At 66.1% G+C, this 12,818-nt stretch carries 12 protein-coding genes; 5 read left to right on the top strand and 7 right to left on the bottom strand.

The genetic code is table 11. The features are described 5' to 3' along the window. Nucleotides 1-4 precede the first annotated feature (4 nt). The 5 genes from FBZ90_RS17470 to FBZ90_RS17490 all read right to left on the bottom strand — a co-directional run bounded on the left by FBZ90_RS17470 (nucleotide 5) and on the right by FBZ90_RS17490 (nucleotide 6,827). Entirely contained in the window at nucleotides 5-1,252 is a 1,248-nt protein-coding gene (locus tag FBZ90_RS17470) for an SGNH/GDSL hydrolase family protein (protein WP_145734052.1), read from the bottom strand. Nucleotides 1,253-1,425: 173 nt separating this feature from the next. Continuing rightward, nucleotides 1,426-3,711 carry a xanthine dehydrogenase family protein molybdopterin-binding subunit gene (locus tag FBZ90_RS17475; protein WP_145734054.1) on the bottom strand — a complete coding sequence of 762 codons (2,286 nt, stop codon included), beginning with the start codon at nucleotides 3,709-3,711 and terminating at the stop codon, nucleotides 1,426-1,428. Further along, the gene (locus tag FBZ90_RS17480; RefSeq protein WP_145734056.1) at nucleotides 3,711-4,196 is read right to left on the bottom strand and encodes a (2Fe-2S)-binding protein; all 486 of its coding nucleotides are present in this window, start codon (nucleotides 4,194-4,196) and stop codon (nucleotides 3,711-3,713) included. The genes FBZ90_RS17475 and FBZ90_RS17480 overlap by 1 nt, the downstream gene beginning before the upstream one ends. 87 nt (nucleotides 4,197-4,283) lie before the next feature. Beyond that, nucleotides 4,284-5,864: a phage tail sheath family protein gene (locus FBZ90_RS17485; RefSeq protein ID WP_145734058.1), complete on the bottom strand. Its 1,581-nt coding sequence runs from the start codon at nucleotides 5,862-5,864 to the stop codon at nucleotides 4,284-4,286. Nucleotides 5,865-5,921: 57 nt separating this feature from the next. Then, complete coding sequence (locus FBZ90_RS17490; protein ID WP_145734060.1) at nucleotides 5,922-6,827, bottom strand: LysR family transcriptional regulator ArgP; 906 nt, start codon at nucleotides 6,825-6,827, stop codon at nucleotides 5,922-5,924. A 96-nt stretch (nucleotides 6,828-6,923) separates the two neighbouring features. Here FBZ90_RS17490 and FBZ90_RS17495 point away from each other — a divergent pair, with 96 nt between their 5' ends. The 4 genes from FBZ90_RS17495 (at nucleotide 6,924) to FBZ90_RS17510 (ending at nucleotide 9,911) form a co-directional block, all read left to right on the top strand. Continuing rightward, entirely contained in the window at nucleotides 6,924-7,535 is a 612-nt protein-coding gene (locus tag FBZ90_RS17495; RefSeq protein ID WP_145734062.1) for a LysE/ArgO family amino acid transporter, read from the top strand. A gap of 378 nt (nucleotides 7,536-7,913) precedes the next feature. Continuing rightward, nucleotides 7,914-8,957 (top strand): hypothetical protein, encoded by a 1,044-nt coding sequence (locus FBZ90_RS17500; RefSeq protein ID WP_145734064.1) that lies wholly within the window; start codon nucleotides 7,914-7,916, stop codon nucleotides 8,955-8,957. Between the two features lie 167 nt (nucleotides 8,958-9,124). Next, nucleotides 9,125-9,370: a DUF982 domain-containing protein gene (locus tag FBZ90_RS17505; protein WP_186455874.1), complete on the top strand. Its 246-nt coding sequence runs from the start codon at nucleotides 9,125-9,127 to the stop codon at nucleotides 9,368-9,370. 145 nt (nucleotides 9,371-9,515) lie between these two features. Beyond that, on the top strand, nucleotides 9,516-9,911 hold the full coding sequence (locus FBZ90_RS17510; RefSeq protein ID WP_145734069.1) for a (R)-mandelonitrile lyase: 396 nt from the start codon (nucleotides 9,516-9,518) through the stop codon (nucleotides 9,909-9,911). Here FBZ90_RS17510 and FBZ90_RS17515 read toward each other — a convergent pair whose 3' ends face one another. Continuing rightward, the gene (locus FBZ90_RS17515; protein ID WP_145734071.1) at nucleotides 9,912-10,943 is read right to left on the bottom strand and encodes a threonine aldolase family protein; all 1,032 of its coding nucleotides are present in this window, start codon (nucleotides 10,941-10,943) and stop codon (nucleotides 9,912-9,914) included. Between the two features lie 225 nt (nucleotides 10,944-11,168). Further along, on the bottom strand, nucleotides 11,169-11,588 hold the full coding sequence (locus tag FBZ90_RS17520; RefSeq protein WP_145734073.1) for a hypothetical protein: 420 nt from the start codon (nucleotides 11,586-11,588) through the stop codon (nucleotides 11,169-11,171). On the opposite strand from FBZ90_RS17520, the gene FBZ90_RS17525 reads away from it, so the two are divergent. Then, entirely contained in the window at nucleotides 11,579-12,742 is a 1,164-nt protein-coding gene (locus FBZ90_RS17525; RefSeq protein ID WP_420872609.1) for an RluA family pseudouridine synthase, read from the top strand. The genes FBZ90_RS17520 and FBZ90_RS17525 overlap by 10 nt on opposite strands. The last annotated feature ends 76 nt before the right edge of the window (nucleotides 12,743-12,818 follow it).

The raw sequence follows: 12,818 nt of genomic DNA on the forward strand, positions 1-12,818 counted from the left end.
TGGGTCAGGGAGCGATGGCCGCCAGCGCCGCCTCCGCCATGGCGCGATAGCCGGCGTCGGAGGGGTGCAAATGGTCACCGCAGTCATAGTCGGCGCGGATGCGCTCGGGATGGGCGGGGTCGCGGACCGCGGCATCGAAATCGATCACGTCGTCGAAGGCGCCGCTGGTGCGGATCCAGGCGTTGATCTTCTGCCGCACCGCGTCCTTTTCCGGTGTGGCGTAGCCGGGGAAGGTGGCGCCGATGGCCGGGGTGAGGGTGGCGCCATGCACCCGCAGGTGCCGCGCCCGCGCCCGGTCGATCAGTTGGCGGTAGCCGGCGATGATATCCTCCGCCGTCACCACGGGATGGGTGGCGCTGGTCCGCAGGGTCGGCAGGCCGCTGAGGCCCAGATCGTTGATGCCCTCCAGCAGGATGACATCTGTGACGCCGGGAACCGCCAGCACGTCGCGGTCGAACCGGGCCAGGGCCGACGGCCCGACCTCACCGCGCAGGACGCGGTTGCCGCCGATGCCGGCGTTGGCGATGCCGATATCGCGCCGGCCTTTGGCGCGCAGCAAGGCGGCCAACTGGTCCGGCCAGCCCCGCATCAGCCGGTCCTTGGCGCCGAAGCCGTCGGTGATGGAATCGCCGAACGCGACGATGGTGCGGCCTTGTGCGCCGGCATGGACCAGCAGGGCGGACACGATCTCCCGCGCGTCCTCGCCCCGCGCGCCATCCAGCGCGACGGCCTCGGTCCGGTCATCACCGGAAAGGATGTCGGTGTGATGGTTGTTGTCCGCTTGCGGCACCGTCACCGGCTGGGGCAAGTGCAGGCTCACCACCAGCACGGCCCCGGCATCGAGTGGCAGATCCAGCGGATCGCTGACCAGCGGCGCGCCCGCCGTCACGCGGACGGCGCGGGCACCATCAAAGGTCAGGGTACGGAAGGCGCCGGGCGCCACATGCCCCTGGGCGTCGGCCACCGCGACCGTGGCGTGGTCGACCAGCAAGTCCTGCGGCAGGGTCTCTGCCGACAGCCGGACGCGCACCTGGTCGCCGCCGGCACTGACGCGCAGGGTGTAGCGCACCGTGCCTTGCACCTCCGGCGCCGGCTTCCAGAAGGGCAGGGGCAGCTTTTCGATGGGCAGGGAGGGGCTGGACGCCCAGGTGGTTATCCAGCCGGCGGTCTCGCCTTTGGCCCAAGCCACCGGACACAGGCCCGCGATGAGGCCGGCCGCGGCCAGCGTAGTCAGCAATAGGGATCGCCGCATGGATTAGTCCCTCCCATTATCGTTTGTGTTCGCGGCCGCCGCAGTCAGTCTCCGACAGCCACATAACAATTATCTTTAATAACTTTTATAACGACACACGCGGCACGACAAGCCCTCATTGCAATCGGTTGCAGCTGCGCCTCCAACTCCCTTGGATGTTCGCCCCTTTGACCTTATGCCCGCAACTGATCCCGGATGGGCAGGCTGCGGATGCGTTTGCCGGTGGCGGCGTGGATGGCGTTCAGCAGGGCGGGGGCGATGGGGGGCACGCCGGGTTCGCCCACGCCGCCCAGGGGCGCGTCGTACTGCGCCGCCGGCATCAGGTGCACGCGGATGTCCTTGGGGGCGGCCTCGATGCGGGTGACCTCATAGCTGTCGAAATTATCCTGCTGCACCTGGCCGGCCTTGAAGCTGATCTCGCCCAGCGTGGCCAGGCTGACGCCTTGAATCACCGCCCCTTCCAGCTGCGCCCGCACCCGGTCGGGGTTGATGACGGGGCCGCAATCGAAGGCGATATCGACACGGGGGATGGTCAGCTTGCCCTGGGCGTCCACCGCCACCTGCACGACGGCGGCGGCATAGCTGGCGAAGCTGCGGTGCGCGGCGATGCCCCGGCCCTGGCCCTTGGGCAGGGGCTTGCCCCAGCCAGCCTCCTTGGCCGCCCGCTCCACCACGCCACGCAGGCGGCCGGTGTCATAGGCGTAGGCCACCGGGTCTTCGTTATAGTTCCAGCCGTCCGCCATGTCGGCCGGGTTGATCTGGCGGCCCGGGCCGATCAGGTCCAACAGGAAATCCTTGGGGTCCCGCCCGGCAGCGGCGGCCAGTTCAGCGACGAAGCTCTGCACCGCGAAGGCGTGCGGGATGTTGGAGACGCTGCGGAACCAGCCGATGCGGGTGTGGCTCTCCGCCTCCGGGTTCTCCACCCGCAGGTTGGGCACGATCCAGGGCGTGTTGACCGCGCCCATGCCCAGTTCCGAGGCGCCCTCATGCTTCACCCCGGGTGCGAAGGTGGCGTTGATGGCGGGGGCCACGGTGCGGTGCAGCCAGGCGACCGGCTTGCCCTTGGCGTCCAGCCCGCCCTCCAGCCGCTCCACCGACACGGTATGCAGAAAACCGTGGTGCAAATCGTCGGTGCGGGTGAAGGTCAGCTTCACCGGCCGGCCATCCATGGCGCGGGACAGCAGGGCCGCCTCCGCAATGTAATCCGGCTTGGACTTGCGGCCAAACCCGCCCCCCACCAGGGTCTGGTGCACGGTCACCTTCACGGCCGGGATGCTCAGCACCTTGGCCACCGTTTCCCGCGTGGTCTGCGGCGCCTGGGTGCTGCCCCAGATCTCGCAGGCATCGCCCGTCACCTGGGCCACCGCCGCCGGCGGCTCCATGGGCGCCTGGGCCAGGTGGGGGATGTAGTATTCAGCGGTGACGCGCTTGGCCGCCGCCTTCAGGGCGGTGTCCACGTCGCCCTGGTTGCGCGCCACCTGGCCGGGGGCGCGGGCCGCCGCCTCCAGCTCCGCCCGGTAGGCGGCGCTGTCATAGCGGACGTTGGGACCGTCGTCCCAAGTGATCTTCAGTTTCTCCCGACCCTTTAGGGCGGCCCAGGTGTTCTCCGCCACCACGGCCAGGCCGCCCTTGGGCAGAAAGCCGGAGGGCAGGGGCGCTGTGTTCAGCACCACCACCTTGACCACGCCCGGCACCTTCAGCGCCTCATCCACCTCATAGTGGACCAGCTTGCCGCCATGGACCGGCGGCCGGGCGACCACGGCATACAGCATGTTCTCCCGCCGCACGTCGATGCCATAGGTGGCGCGGCCGGTGGTGATGTCGAAACCGTCGACCAGGCCGATGTCGGCCCGGCCGATATAGCGGAACTTGGCGGGGTCCTTGAAAACCAGCGCCTCACGCGCCGGCACCGGCAGGGCGGCCGCGGCGGCGGCCACCTCGCCATAGCCCAGGCGCCGGCCGCTGGCGGCATGCATCAGGCTGTGGTGGTCCGCCGTCACCTCCGCCACCGGCACCCCCCATTGAGAGGCTGCGGCCTGGGCCAGCATCTGGCGCGCGGCGGCGCCGATGCGCCGCAGGGCCTGGAAGTGGTGACGCATGCTGCGCGAGCCGTCGGTGTTCTGGTTGCCGTAGCGCGCCTCGTCACCCGGCGCCTGGTCCACCCTGACCTTGGCCCAATCGGCGTCCATCTCGTCGGCGATGACCATGGCCCAACTGGTGCGCACGCCTTGTCCCATTTCCGCCCGGTGGCAGAGGATGGTGACGGTGCCGTCGGCGGCCACGGCCACGAACAGGCGCGGGTCGTCCTTGACCCCGCCGGGCATGGCGTCACCGCCATACTTCTTGGGGCTGTCCTCGGCCCGCGCGGCGGGGCCCAGCCCGCCGGCCAGGACGAAGGTGCCGGCGCCCAGCCCCATCAGGACGGCGCGGCGGCTGAGATTGGTGATGGTTCCGCTCATCACTTCGCACTCCCGCTGCTGGCCGTCTTGCGTTGCGCCCCGCCCGCCGCGCGCTTGATGGCGGCGCGGATGCGGGGATAGGTGGCGCAGCGGCAGATGTTGCCGCTCATGGCGTCGTCGATGGCTTCGTCGCTGGGATGGGGCGTGTCCTTCAGCAGGGCCGCCGCCGACATGATCTGCCCGGCCTGGCAATAGCCGCACTGCGCCACGTTCAGTTCCCGCCACGCCACCTGCACGGGGTGCATGCCGTCGGGCGACAGGCCCTCGATGGTGGTGACGGCCATGCCGGCGAGATCGCCCAGCGTGGTCTGGCAACTGCGGATGGGGGCGCCATCGGCATGCACAGTGCAGGCCCCGCACAGCGCTTCACCACAGCCGTACTTGGTGCCCGTCAGGCCCTGGACATCGCGCAAATACCACAGCAGGGGCATCTCGGGATCGCCCTCGAAACGCTGCTCCTGTCCGTTCAGCGTGAACGTGATCATGTCAACTGCCCTACCTTGTCATGCCGCGCATGGTGCCACCGGTCCCTCGAGAGGGGAACCGTTCTCGGCGGACTGAGAATGAACAGGTCAGCCGGCCCCCTGCATCTGCTGCTTGAAAGTCAGCTCAATGAACTCCGCCGGGCGGACCAGTTGCAAGGTCACGGAAACGATCATATAGCCGTTCAAGATGTCCTGCGTGGTCATGGTCGATCCCAGCCCGCATTGGACACTGAATGCGTCGCTGGCCTTGGCGCCGACCAATCCGCCCTGGGCCCAAAGCGCCGTCAGGAAGTTGGAGATCATGGCCGTGACGGCAACCCAGGTTTGCTGATCATTCCCCGCGAGAACAGACTGTTGCAGAGCGTTTTTGATAGACTGCTCGATATAGATCAGGGTGCGGTGCGCCTGGATATAGCGATAGTCGTTGCTATTGCCATCCAGGGTGCGGGCACCCCCCACCATCGGGGCATAACCGGAGAAGACACGCAGGATGTTGATGGCATTGCCGTTCAGTGGGACGTTGTAGTCCGCCTGCTGGTCATTGTTCATAAGTATCGTGGGCGCCTTCACGCAGCGTAGCGGCCGGTTGGCCGGGGCAACCCAGACGCCCCGATCGGTATCGGTTTCAGCCCAGATCCCGGCCGCGAACCCGCTGGGTGGCGCGATATTCAGCTTTTGGGCAATGATCGCTTCGATCTTCCCCAGCAGGGGCAGGACACCAAGCAGGTATTGGTTGGTGGCGCTGATCTCGCTGGCGCTGGGCGGCTGAGCCGGCGGCGTATCCGGGCAGGCCGCCGCCAGACGTGTCTGGACCTCCGCCAGTTTGGCGCCGGTGTAAAGGGACGCCGCTTCGTGGGCCAGCAAACTCCGCACCAGCGCAGCGCTACCCCACAGGCGGGTGTAATCGACCTCCCCGGTGGTGACCAGGCTGGTATACAGCGCCGGCGCATAGGCGGCGCCATAGCGGAAGGCGTCAGCCGCCGGAGCGATGGCGGCGTAGAAGGCGTCACGCTGTGCCGCCAGGCCATCGATGGTCCAGCTTTCAGGATTCAGCGCGCCCGGCAGGTCCAGGATGGCCATACGGTCCTGCAGGGCGGCCGCTTGCGTCAGCGTGGTCGTCACCACCGCCGCATAATCAGTGTCGGACAGCAGGCAGGCATCCGGCACCACGGTCATGGTTGGCCCCACCTGGGTCCCCGCCGCCTGCAAGCCGGCCAGCAGGGCGTCCTTGGAGACACCGCCTTGGCTGTAATCCGCGACCGACACGACATAGCAAGTGCCGCCGCCATTGGCATAGAAGGCCTGGATTGCCCGGTACAGGTTGAAACGCGGTCCGCTTGGTCTGACCGCGTAGTAAGCGGTTCCCTGGCCACTCGGCGGTGTCGCCTGGAAATCGGCTGTATCTGCGGTTGTGGGTACCACATCACAGGGCTGGGGATAGGCACCCCCAAAATAGGCCATGTAATCGGCGAGGGAACCCACCGCGACCGCTTGGCCGTACAAGGCCTTCAGGCTGGCGGGCGCTTGGGCGTGCTCCGTATGGCCGATGAAGATGGGGATGGCCGTCGGCACCCCGACGATGGCGGGTGGGAAGGCCGAAAGTTCCGTTATGTAAACGCCGGGTGTGGTGTAGCTGGTCGGCTTGGGCACGGGCAACATTCCCTTCATGAGCACGTTCCCGGCAGTATGCCCGCAGGCCAGAACCCGCCCAAGGCGAATATCACCTTACGCCTGCCCCACCAATTCACGCCTGGCCGTGGTCAGCACCCGCCGGCTAAGGTCGGCAAGGTGGTCGGCGGCCAGGCGGCTGACCTGCCAGAACAGGGGCACGTCAAGGACGGCGCCGGGGACCAGTTCCACCAGCCGACCGGCCTGCAAATGGTCGCGCACCAGTGGCGCCGGGTTCATGCCCCAGCCCATGCCGGCCAGCGCGCCGTCGACAAAGGCCTGGGTCGACGGCAGCCAATGGGTCGGGGGGACGACATCGCGGCCCAGTTCCCGGCGGATCCAGTCATGCTGCAGCCGGTCCTTCTGGTTGAAGGTCAGCGCCGGGGCGCGGGCCAGGTCCTCCGCTGTCACGCCCTCGGGGAAATACCGGGCGGCGAAAGCCGGGCTGGCCGTGGCGTGATAGCGCAAGGCGCCAAGGGCGGTGACGCGACAGCCCTGCACCGGCTTTTCCAGCGAGGTCACCGCCGCCAGCACCCGGCCGCGCCGCAGCCAGTCCGCCGTATGGTCCTGGTCGTCGATGACGATGTTCAGCAAATGGTCACTGGCGTGCGTGAAGGCCGCTGCCGCCGTCAGGAACCAGGTGCCCAGACTGTCGGCATTGGTGGCGATGGCCAGCGTCACACGGGATACGCCGGCCGCCGGATCGGCCAAGCCCGGCAGGTGCGCTGTCAACTCCCGCTCCAGCAAGCCGACATGATCCATGTGCCGGCAAAGCCATTCGCCCTTGTCCGTGGCGGTGCAGGGCGTGCCCCGCTCGATCAGCACGACGCCCAGCCGTTCCTCCAACGCCTTGACGCGCTGGGAAATGGCAGAAGGGGTGACATGCAGCGCAGCAGCGGCTTTCTCGAAGCTGCCCGTCCGTGCCACCAGCGCCACGGCCCGCGCCGCCGGATAGTCGATCATGGGTAAGTTTCGCTAAACCAGAATTAGTCTCATTAATTAGTCTAATTCCACGGGCCCCGCTATCACAAGGGCGGGCAACGTCGGGATTTCCTGGTCATGAATTTCTCCGTCTTCATCGCGGGCCTCAGCATGGGCCTCAGTCTCATCGTCGCCATCGGGGCGCAGAACGCCTTCCTGCTGCGCCAGGGCCTGCGCAATCGGCATGTCTTCGCGGTGTGCTTGGCTTGTGCCCTGTCGGATGCGGTGCTGATCGGGGCGGGGGTGGCCGGCTTCGGCACCATGATCGCCTGGCTTCCCTGGTTGGACACGGCCATGCGGTATGCCGGTGCCGCCTTCCTCGCCTGGTATGGCGCCAAAAGCCTGTGGTCAGCCTGGCACGCCACCGGGGCGCTGACGGCCGCCGGGCGGGCGGAGGATGACGGGCTGGCGAAGACCCTGTTGGCCTGCCTGGCCATCACCTGGCTCAACCCGCATGTCTATCTCGACACCGTGGTTTTGCTGGGGGCCGTGTCCACCCAATTCGACGGTTTCCAGGCATCCTTCGCGGCCGGCGCCATCACCGGTTCCTTCCTGTTCTTCTTTTCGCTGGGCTATGGCGCCACCCGCTTGCGCCCTGTCTTCGCGCGCCCCGCCGCCTGGCGCGTGCTGGAGGGCGCCATCGCCCTGGTCATGTGGTCCATCGCCATCACCCTGGTCGCCGGGCGGTAGCCTGAATAGTTCATCAGGGTTAGAGGGCAGCTTAAGCCTCAGAAATTACATAGGATTCGATTGCTAAAGCCGAAACTGCCGGTTCCCAAAGCACCATGCCCCGCCGACGTCGTAACGGTCGCGGCCTGCCAGAGGTCGTGGGCGGCCTCTGCTTGCAGCCTACGATAACGCGTCTGGAGAAACCCGCCAGGCTTGGTAGCACTCAAACAAAGTGACGGCGGCCAAGGAAGAGTTGTTTCTGCGACAGCTTCGCCACCGTCCCCGCGGATTGGAGTCACAACACAAAAATGAGTCACACCGATTTATATATAGAAATTGGATATAAAATCCCTTTATGATTGTATTTTTGACATTTAACCGCCTGAGGTAGTAGTGCCTATGGACGATCCACGCATCATTTTTAAAGCCCAGTTGGACATGGGACAAGCGCTTTGCCTATTGCCGTTGGGGCGCGTTCTGGTTGAGACGCCAACGCGCCTGTCTGACACATTAATACTTTACCCCCCTAATTTCTTCCTACCGGAAGATTTGCGAGTAGTTTCGTATCCAGCTTATGAGTTACAACGAACCTATAGTGATAACCTACCGCTAATGCAGAGCGCCGCGACCGGAGTGAGCCTCCAAGAATTCTTTGGATCAGCTCTACTGGCACTACCAGTCGAGATAGATTGGAAAGACTTATATAGACCAAAAACACACTCTGTACATCTTGAGATGATTTCAAGGGCGGCAGCTAAAGCTGAGATCGTTCTTGATCTGGTCCGATTCCACCACTGTTGTATGGTCCTCCCCGACACTCTGCCCGGACCGGCCGGATATTTAGAACAACAGGGGTTCTCAGCAGGTCTGTTCTATTCGCTGACCAATCACGAAAGCTACATTATAGCCGGTCAGATCATCAGCCATGTCGTAGTGGTCGGTTTGGGCTTAGACATGGAATCGCTTCAGCTAGACGACTACCCGAAAGGCGGCCAAGTCGAGAATCTGGCGCGCCACGGTTTGCGACTTTACAGCGCTGCGCTTACCGCATCCGACGACACTGCCAAGTTCATGCAGTTGATGACGCTGCTGGAGTTTCTGTCCAACCCTGATAACTACGAGAAGATGGAAAAGACTAAGAAGTGTATTGCCTGTCACGTAGCGCACGACCCCAGCGAATATGATCAAATCATGAACGATTTCCGTTTTCTGACTAGCGACCAGAACACGCCCAACAGGGGCCTGCGCCATAACATCGTACATTTAGGCAAACGGCTGGAGGATCTTCTCAGCGCAGATGAGCGCGAAGCGGTCCTCAAGCGATTGGATCGATACGTGGGCATAACGTTGGAAGATTTCATTGAACGTGGCGACGCCGACTGGGAGACGATTGACAAATATCGGAAAACGCGACGTTCGGCGCTGGGTATACAGCCGGAGTAATATTTCTCATTTATCCTATGCGCGAAACTGTTCATTCTTGTCCCTGTTGGGCTCCACCGTGCGATGAATTGCCCAGGTTAGACCCCAGGCGCGCGAAGGGGAACCATCACTGTGGTGGAGCGTTGTGCGGTGCTTTCAGTTGGTCCCTCCGCTGCAGGATGCCGCCCATGCGCCCCTTCACCCCCATCGCCGTCTGGGAAGCCCCCTCCGTCCGTCGCGCCATCGCCACGGTGGACGAGGCGTCGAATTGGCTGATCTATCGTTGGCCCGAAGCTCACCTGAACGATCCCGCCCGTCAGGCGGCCACCGCCGCTTGCCTGGCCGCCCTGGACGGATCGGGGGAGGTGGAAGCGGCGCGGGCGGCCTTCATCTCCGCGGCGCAGGCGGCGCGCATCCTCGCGGACGCGCCATAAAACATTGGGCGGCGTCCCGCGGCCCACTGATGAGTCCCGTTCATGGGACCGTGCAGACTTTCAGGCATAGTCGCCGCGCCATGCCCACCCCAGATTGCTCCCTAGCCCACCCGGTCGGCGGTTGGGGCAACAGGAGCAGGCGACGATGGAGATCATCCGCAACGGCGCGACGCCGTCCACCCGGGGATCCTCGGACTATTTCACCGGCACGGTGCGCCTGGACCAGTCGTTCCAGGCCGGGGCGCCGGCAACCTTGCGCGGCGCCACCGTGACCTTCGAACCCGGCGCCCGGACGGCCTGGCACACCCATCCGTTGGGGCAGACCCTGATCGTGACCGCCGGCCTGGGCTGGGCGCAGCGCGACGGCGGCCCGGTGGAGGAGATCCGCCCCGGCGACGTCATATGGTTCGCCCCGGGGGAGCGTCATTGGCACGGCGCCACGGCAACGACGGCCATGACCCACATCGCCCTGCAGGAGGCGCTGGACGGCAAGGTGGTGGACTGGCTGGAGCAGGTCTCCGACGCCGACTACCGGCGCTGATCACACGATGCCGGCCAATCCCCGTGCCGTGGCCACGAAGGCGTCCACATGCGCCGGATCGGTGTTCCAGGCGGTGACCAGGCGGATGCAGGCACCGTCCCAGCGATAGAACCGGAAGCCCGCCGCCTCCAGACCGGCGATCATCGGCTCCGGCAGGATGGCGAAGACCTCGTTGGCCTGCACCGGGCTGCGCAGGCCCACGCCCGGCAGGGCGTCCAGGCCGGCCGCCAGGCGGGTGGCCATGGCGTTGGCGTGGGTGGCGAGGCGCAGCCAGAGGCCGTCGGTCAGATAGGCGTCCAGCTGGGCCGACAGGAAACGCATCTTGGAGAACAGGTGGCCGGCGCGCTTGCGGCGATAGGCGAAGCTCTCCGCCAGGGCCTTGTCGAAGAAGATCACCGCTTCCGCCGCCAGGGCGCCGTTCTTGGTAGCGCCGAAGGACAGGACGTCCACACCGGCGCGCCAGGTGATGTCGGCGGGCGCGCAGGCCAGGCTGGCGACGGCGTTGGCGAAGCGGGCGCCATCCATGTGGATGCGCAGCTTGTGCGCCCGCGCCACGTCCGCCAGGGCCGCCACCTCGTCCGGGGTGTAGACCGTGCCCGCCTCGGTCGCCTGGGTCAGGGTCAGGGCCGCCGGCTGCACATGGTGGACGAAGCCGGCGCCGGCCTTGTTCAAGCTCGCGGCCAGGACCAGCGGGTCCAGCTTACCCTGGGGGCCGGGCAGGGGGACCAGCTTGGCGCCGCCGGACATGAGTTCCGGCGCGCCGCATTCGTCCACCTGGACATGGGCCTCGTCATGGCAATAGACGGCGCCGTAGGGCGGGGTCAGCACCGACAGCGCCAGGGCGTTGGCGGCGGTGCCGGTGGCGACGGGGAACACGGTGACGTCGCATTCGAACAACTCGGCCAGGTCCCGGCTCACCCGCTCTGTCAGGGGATCGGCGCCGTAGGAGGGCTGCGCCCCATCGTTGGCCGCGGCCAGGGCCGCCAGGATCTCCGGGGCGGCACCCACCACGTTGTCGCTCATGAAGTTCATCGAGGACCGTCTAAGCCTTGTTGCGTGATACGGAGGAGGATCGGGCCGCACGGCCACGAGATGAAAGCGAAAAAGCGCGGAAATCCGCAGTGCTGTCACGCCTCGCTGAAATATTGGGCAAGCACCGGCGGTCGGGATTGCGCCGCCGGCTTCGTGACAGACGCCATTAAATCTCTGTCATGTAGACCGATTACGCTGGTGGGCCGGCCATCGGTGTGACCGTAATCACGGCGTCCGGGGAACCTGCGGGCGCATCGTCTGGTTGGGTTCGGACGCACCATTTGAAGAAGATGGGGTGTCTGATGAAGTGGTTCCAGTAACGACCGCGATCTGGACCTTCCCGGTGCTGGGTTCCAGCAGCACGATACGCTGGGTCCCATTGGGAAGTCCGACCTGGACGGCCAGGCGGTTGCCCACGCTGGTCATGGCCTCGATGCGGCTGCCTTCGGGTAGCTTCAACAAGGGGGCCAGGGCCTCGGGCGACGCGGCCGGAAGGGTGATCGTGCCCGGTGCCGCGTCATGGCGGCCGAAGGCGCGGGGGTGGTTGGGGTCGGTGGCACGCCGCCAGATCTCCACCCCGATGAAGGTGAAACCGGCGACGATCAGTACGCCCATGATGACGAGGAAGGTCTTTATTGTCCGCACTTGCTTCAACCATCTGTGCCGCCCCGGGCCAGCCTGCCGACACCGCCTTCGCGCGCCCTGGCGCCGCGGCGGGTGAGGGCGGGGCTGACCGCCTGGACCTTGGCGCGCCGGTGGTCGACGGTGCGGAGGATGAGGATCTGGAGGGCGAGGAGACGGGTTGCACCCTTCTCGCCGTCACCATTCCCGACACCGCGGCCCGCGACCGGCTGGACAAGGCCCTGGCCCAACTGGCGCCAGAGACCGCCAGCCTCACCCGCTCACGCCTCCAGGCGTTGATCGGCGAAGGCCGCGTGACCCTGGATCAGCCGGGCGGCCAGACCATAGACGACGCCTCCTACCGGGTCAAACCCGGCCAGGTGTTCCACATCTCGGTTCCTGCACCCGAGGCGGCGGTGCCGATGGCGCAGGACATCCCGCTGACCATCGTCTTCGAGGACGATGATTTGCTGGTGATCGACAAGCCGGCCGGCATGGTGGTGCATCCCGCCGCCGGCAATCCGGACGGCACCCTGGTCAACGCCCTGCTGTTCCATTGCGGGGAGCGCCTGTCGGGCATCGGCGGCGTGCGCCGGCCCGGCATCGTCCACCGGCTGGACAAGGACACCAGCGGCCTGATGGTGGTGGCCAAGACCGATCGCGCCCACACCGGGCTGTCCGCGCAATTCGCCGACCGCACCCTGTCGCGCACCTACCACGCCGTGGTCTGGGGCGCGCCGGCGGAAGCCCAGGGCGAAATCGAGGGGAATATCGGCCGCCATCCGACGGATCGCAAGCGCATGGCTGTGGTAAGCAAAGGAGGCAAGCCGGCGCTGACGCGCTGGCGGGTCCTGGCGCGGCACGGCCTGCTGAGCACCCATGTGGAGTGCAAGCTGGCCACCGGCCGCACCCACCAGATCCGGGTGCACATGGCCCAGATCGGCCACCCCCTGGTGGGCGACCCGCTGTATGGCAAGGCGCGCCCCACGGGCGCGTTGGGCGCGCGGCTGAAGGAAGCGTCGTCGGCGGCGCAGGCCGGACTTCTCGGTTTTCGTCGCCAAGCGTTGCATGCGAAGGACATCGCCTTCCGTCATCCGGTGAGCGGTGGGATGCTGGCCTTTACCAGCGACCTGCCCGCGGATCTCGCAGGGCTGATTTCTAGTTTAGAATTATTTTAAAATGTGGTCGGATGCGCGTCTGAAGCGTATACTGATCAACGTGTCACCCCAACCCCGCCCGGGGGGCTCCATTGAG

Source organism: Nitrospirillum pindoramense (assembly GCF_007827955.1).
GTDB classification, from domain to species: Bacteria; Pseudomonadota; Alphaproteobacteria; order Azospirillales; family Azospirillaceae; genus Nitrospirillum; species Nitrospirillum amazonense_B.

What these genes read in the sequence shown, in the direction of transcription:
- FBZ90_RS17485 (WP_145734058.1), bottom strand. Translation starts at nt 5,864, where the DNA reads ATGAAGGGAATGTTGCCCGTGCCCAAGCCGACCAGCTACACCACACCC.
- FBZ90_RS17515 (WP_145734071.1), bottom strand. Translation starts at nt 10,943, where the DNA reads ATGAACTTCATGAGCGACAACGTGGTGGGTGCCGCCCCGGAGATCCTG.
- FBZ90_RS17495 (WP_145734062.1), top strand. Translation starts at nt 6,924, where the DNA reads ATGAATTTCTCCGTCTTCATCGCGGGCCTCAGCATGGGCCTCAGTCTC.
- FBZ90_RS17470 (WP_145734052.1), bottom strand. Translation starts at nt 1,252, where the DNA reads ATGCGGCGATCCCTATTGCTGACTACGCTGGCCGCGGCCGGCCTCATC.
- FBZ90_RS17480 (WP_145734056.1), bottom strand. Translation starts at nt 4,196, where the DNA reads ATGATCACGTTCACGCTGAACGGACAGGAGCAGCGTTTCGAGGGCGAT.
- FBZ90_RS17490 (WP_145734060.1), bottom strand. Translation starts at nt 6,827, where the DNA reads ATGATCGACTATCCGGCGGCGCGGGCCGTGGCGCTGGTGGCACGGACG.
- FBZ90_RS17510 (WP_145734069.1), top strand. Translation starts at nt 9,516, where the DNA reads ATGGAGATCATCCGCAACGGCGCGACGCCGTCCACCCGGGGATCCTCG.
- FBZ90_RS17500 (WP_145734064.1), top strand. Translation starts at nt 7,914, where the DNA reads ATGGACGATCCACGCATCATTTTTAAAGCCCAGTTGGACATGGGACAA.
- FBZ90_RS17505 (WP_186455874.1), top strand. Translation starts at nt 9,125, where the DNA reads ATGCGCCCCTTCACCCCCATCGCCGTCTGGGAAGCCCCCTCCGTCCGT.
- FBZ90_RS17475 (WP_145734054.1), bottom strand. Translation starts at nt 3,711, where the DNA reads ATGAGCGGAACCATCACCAATCTCAGCCGCCGCGCCGTCCTGATGGGG.